Below are 4,733 nucleotides of genomic sequence, written 5' to 3'. Positions count from 1 at the left end.
GCTTTCTTTGATATCGCGGAACTTCTCGATCGTAACCCCACATTCGTAGCCGGCAGCAACTTCTTTGACGTCATCTTTGAATCGACGGAGCGATTCGATCATGCCGTCATGCACAACGATACCGTTACGAACGATGCGAAGCTGTGCCGAGTTCGTCAACTTACCTTCGAGGACATAGCAGCCTGCAACGAGTGCTTTGGAGAAGCTCATTACTTGGCGAATTTCTGCACGGCCGAGCTGTACTTCTTTGTACTGCGGCGCGAGAAGGCCTTTCATAGCCGCTTCTACGTCGCTGATCGCTTCGTAGATAACGCGATAGAGTCGAATGTCGATCTGCTCGCTATCAGCCAAGCGACGTGCATTCGCATCCGGACGAATGTTGAAACCGATGATAAGTGCATTCGATGCCGATGCAAGCATAATGTCAGATTCATTAACAGCACCAACACCTGCATGAACAACGTTTACACGCACTTCATTATTGGTTTCATTCAATTTGAGAAGCGACTGACGAACAGCTTCGAGCGAACCTTGTACGTCTGCTTTGATAAGGATGTTGAGGTCTTTGATCGTACCTGCCTGGATCTGTTTGAAGAGATCGTCAAGCGATACTTTCTGCGAGCTGCTCATTTCTTCGCTGCGGCGTTTGGCCAAACGTTTTTCGGCTACGCTCTTCGCAATTTTTTCTTCTACTGCATTTAAGATATCACCTGCTGCCGGGACATCCGACAAGCCAAGTACTTCAACAGGCGTAGACGGGCCTGCTTTTTTCACTTTTTCACCACGATCGTTCGTCATGGCACGAACTTTACCGTATGCCGTGCCTGCGATGATAGAATCACCAACAGAGAGCGTACCTGTCTGAACGAGAACTGTTGCGACCGTACCTCTGCCTTTATCAAGTTTTGCTTCGATGATCGTACCCTGCGCAGGACGTTTCGGGTCTGCCTTGAGTTCCTGCATTTCTGCAACGAGAAGGATCATTTCAAGAAGGTCGGTGATACCGATCTTCTGATGAGCCGATACCTGAACAACGATCGTATCGCCGCCCCAGTCTTCCGGGATCAAGCCGTTTTCGGAAAGCTGCTGCATGATACGGTCAGGGTTAGCACCCGGACGGTCGATCTTGTTGATCGCAACGATGATAGGTACCTGTGCCGATTTTGCATGGTTGATCGCTTCGAGCGTCTGCGGCATAACACCGTCGTCTGCAGCGACAACGAGGATCGCAATATCTGTGATCTTCGCACCACGTGCACGCATTGCTGTGAATGCTTCGTGACCCGGTGTGTCAAGGAATACGATCTTCTGACCATTGCACATAACTTGGTATGCACCGATGTGCTGCGTGATACCGCCCGCTTCTTGCGACGTAACGTGCGTTTTGCGGATCGCATCGAGAAGCGACGTTTTACCATGGTCAACGTGCCCCATAACAGTAACGACCGGCGGACGACCTACAAGGTTAGCCGGGTTATCTTCGATTTCCGGTACTTCCGTCGGATCTTCTTCCGGCGGCAATTCCTGCACAGCTACACCGAACTCGCCTGCCACAAGCGTGATCGCATCAATATCGAGTTCTTGGTTGATCGTAGCCATCGTACCCATGAGCATCAATTTTTTGATAAGCTCGCTGACTTCACGACCCATACGAGTTGCCAATTCTTTGACCGTCATCGGGCCGCCGACTTTGATCGCTTTCGGACGAGATGCTTCGAGCATTGCCTGCGCCGCTTGCTGATGCATGATCGAGTCTTTCTGGTTGCGCTGTTTTTTATTGTTGTTTTTATTATTGCGGAAATTATTTTTACCGCCTTGATTGTTGTTCGGACGGTTGTTGTTATTGTTTCCGAAACGGTTGTTATTATCAAAACGATTATTGTTGTTCATCTGACCACCACGATTTGTACCTTGTGCGTTCGGACGATTATTGTTGAAACGGTTGTTTTGATTACCACCGTTTTGCGGTGCACGATTTTGCTGAGCTGCGCCCTGTTGAGCGTTCATCGGACGCTGACCGCCTTGCTGATGACGATTCTGTTGTCCCTGTGGACGATTCTGATTATGCTGACCTTGCGGTCTTGGTTGCTGTGCACCATCTTTACGAAACGCAGGTCTATTCTGCTGACCTTGTGGACGATTTTGATTCTGTTGCCCCTGAGGTTTCTGCGCTTGCGGTTTTTCTGCCGCTTTATTCTGTTTCGGTGCTTCCTCTTTTTTCGGAGTTTCACCTGTTTTGTGTGCAAAAGTACGCGAGATCAACTGTTTCGCATTTTCATCTACGTTACTCATATGGTTTTTGGCTTCAATTTTGTTTCTTTCCAAAATGTCCAAAATAACCTTGCTCGATGTATTATATTCTTTGGCTAATTCCCAAATCCTGTATTTTGACATCAATCCACCCCCATTACATTTCGCCTTTGAGTGTCTTTAATTTTTTTTGAATTCCTTTCTTGAATCCGTCGTCCAATATGACAACGACAGCACGGAATTCTCTGCCGATTGCTGTTCCCAGCTCTATCTTGTTACCTGCTTCAACGCAGTCTACTTCATATTCTTCTGCCAATTCACGATACTTCTTTTTCGTTTCATCGGCACAATCTTCTGCCATCAAGATCAGTTTGGCTTTACCGGCTCTGATCGCCTTTTCTGCGCCAAAATCTCCCGATGATAACCGGCCTGCTTTTTGTGCCAGACCAAGCAATGACAATATGCCTTTATACATTTTGAACGCCTGCTTTCAATGTTTCGTAAACAGTCGCATCAACAGCACATTTCAACGATTTTTCAAGTCGTTTTTCTTTATAAGCCTTCGTGACGCAGGCTTCACACGGGCAAACATATGCACCGCGTCCCGATTTCTTGCCTGTTGGGTCAAGGAGAATCTCACTTTCGGGCGTCCGCACAATTCGAATCAATTCTTTTTTGTTTTTCATTTCCTGACAGCCGACACACATCCGCTGCGGGATCTTCTTTTGTACCATACGTCCGCCTCCTTATCAAGCTTCGGCTGCTTCTGCCGCCTGCGATTCGCTCTTGATATCGATCTTCCAGCCTGTCAATTTTGCTGCCAAACGTGCATTCTGACCTTCTTTACCGATAGCGAGCGAGAGCTGATAATCGGGAACGACAACTTTCGAAATTTTGTTCACTTCATCAACTTCTACCGAAACGACTTTTGCCGGGCTAAGTGCGTTGGAGATGTAGACAGCAGGATCTGCATCCCATTTTACGATATCGATCTTTTCACCGCGAAGTTCATCAACGATCGTCTGAACGCGCATGCCTTTCGGACCTACGCAAGCGCCTACCGAATCGACTTCTTCGTCACGGGAGAATACGGCGATCTTCGAGCGCATACCCGGTTCACGAGCAACCGATTTGATCTCAACCGTACCGTCGTGAATTTCGGGCACTTCCAATTCGAACAAGCGTTTCAAAAGTCCAGGATGCGTTCTCGACACCATGATCTGCGGACCTTTGCTCGTCTTTTTCACTTCGATGATATATGTTTTTACGCGATTACCGAGCGCGTATTCTTCACCGATCATCTGTTCCGTCGGCGGAAGGACCGCTTCCGTTTTGCCGAGGTCGATGAATACGTTTTTCTGCTCGATACGCTGAATGATACCTGTCAGGATATCGCTCGAACGATTCGAGAATTCTTCATAGATGATACCGCGTTCCGCTTCACGAATACGCTGTACAACAACTTGTTTCGCCGTCTGAGCCGCAATACGACCGAAATCACGCGGCGTTACTTCGATCTCAAGGATATCTTCTTCCATATATCCCGGGTTGATCTTACGTGCATCCGCAAGCGAGATCTCAAGACGATCGTCTTCAACTTGTTCTACGATTGTTTTTCTCGCATAAACGTGGATCTCACCCGTTTCACGATCAAGCGATACGCGTACGTTCTGTGCCGAACTGAAATTTCTTTTATATGCCGAAATCAAAGCTGCTTCAATCGCATCAAACAGTATTTCCGGTGCAATACCCTTTTCTTTTCCCAATGCTTCAAATGCCAGCATAAATTCTGCATTCATGTTTTTTGACTCCCCCTACATTCTATCTTAGAAATCCAAATATAATTTAATTTGTGCAACTTGTTCTCTTGTGAGGATGATCTCTTCGCCATCTACATCAAGTTTGATCTGATTATCAACGAGTCCCAAAAGGATACCGACAATCGTCTTTTTACCGTTCATCGGTGCGTAGAGCGATGCCTCTACTTTATCGCCTGTATGGCGAACGAAATCTTTTTCTTTCTTGAGTGCACGGTCAAGGCCGGGCGAAGATACTTCCAGATAGTAGCTTTCACTGATCGGATCGAGTTCGTCTAGTTTTACTTCAAGCTGCTCGCTGAGTTTTTGACAATCTTCAATATCAATTCCGTTCTCTTTGTCAATGAATACACGCAAATACCAATCTCTTTCTTTGACGAATTCGACATCGACCAATTCGATCTCTGTACCGTCAAGCAACTGCAATGCCAATTCTTCTACAAGTATTTCTACTTTGTTTGCCATAGATTGCACCTCCATTCTTTCTGTCTATCTATTTTTCTGCTTGTCGAGCCTATCCTCAATGCAGATATCTAATAAAGCCATTTTGCTATAATAAAAGAGCGGGAATTACTCCCACTCTTCATCACCAAACATAGAATAGCCTTTCTCGCCTATAATTATAGCATTTCAAGCCATAATTTACAAGGTTTTTCCTTAAATTTT

Annotated in this window: 5 protein-coding genes; all 5 read right to left on the bottom strand. The window is 46.4% G+C overall.

Annotated elements, in window-relative coordinates:
* Nucleotides 1-2,394 (bottom strand): translation initiation factor IF-2 (gene infB / locus IJN28_02225; protein ID MBQ6712591.1); only part of this gene is annotated, 2,394 nt, incomplete at its 3' end.
* Nucleotides 2,395-2,407: 13 nt separating this feature from the next.
* The gene (locus IJN28_02220) at nt 2,408-2,725 is read right to left on the bottom strand and encodes a ribosomal L7Ae/L30e/S12e/Gadd45 family protein (GenBank protein ID MBQ6712590.1); all 318 of its coding nucleotides are present in this window, start codon (nt 2,723-2,725) and stop codon (nt 2,408-2,410) included.
* Nucleotides 2,718-2,984, bottom strand: a complete 267-nt coding sequence (locus tag IJN28_02215; GenBank protein ID MBQ6712589.1) for a YlxR family protein — start codon at nt 2,982-2,984, stop codon at nt 2,718-2,720. The genes IJN28_02220 and IJN28_02215 overlap by 8 nt, the downstream gene beginning before the upstream one ends.
* A 15-nt stretch (nt 2,985-2,999) precedes the next feature.
* On the bottom strand, nt 3,000-4,049 hold the full coding sequence (gene nusA / locus IJN28_02210; GenBank protein ID MBQ6712588.1) for a transcription termination/antitermination protein NusA: 1,050 nt from the start codon (nt 4,047-4,049) through the stop codon (nt 3,000-3,002).
* 27 nt (nt 4,050-4,076) lie between these two features.
* Nucleotides 4,077-4,532 (bottom strand): ribosome maturation factor RimP, encoded by a 456-nt coding sequence (locus IJN28_02205; protein MBQ6712587.1) that lies wholly within the window; start codon nt 4,530-4,532, stop codon nt 4,077-4,079.
* Nucleotides 4,533-4,733: the final 201 nt, after the last annotated feature.

Source organism: Selenomonadales bacterium (genome assembly GCA_017442105.1).
GTDB lineage: Bacteria > Bacillota > Negativicutes > RGIG982 > RGIG982 > RGIG982.
This window is presented reverse-complemented; position numbering and strand designations above follow the sequence as displayed.

Coding starts and splice junctions, on each gene's coding strand:
- IJN28_02220 (MBQ6712590.1), bottom strand. CDS start 2,725: ATGTATAAAGGCATATTGTCATTGCTTGGTCTGGCACAAAAAGCAGGC.
- IJN28_02215 (MBQ6712589.1), bottom strand. CDS start 2,984: ATGGTACAAAAGAAGATCCCGCAGCGGATGTGTGTCGGCTGTCAGGAA.
- nusA (MBQ6712588.1), bottom strand. CDS start 4,049: ATGAATGCAGAATTTATGCTGGCATTTGAAGCATTGGGAAAAGAAAAG.
- IJN28_02205 (MBQ6712587.1), bottom strand. CDS start 4,532: ATGGCAAACAAAGTAGAAATACTTGTAGAAGAATTGGCATTGCAGTTG.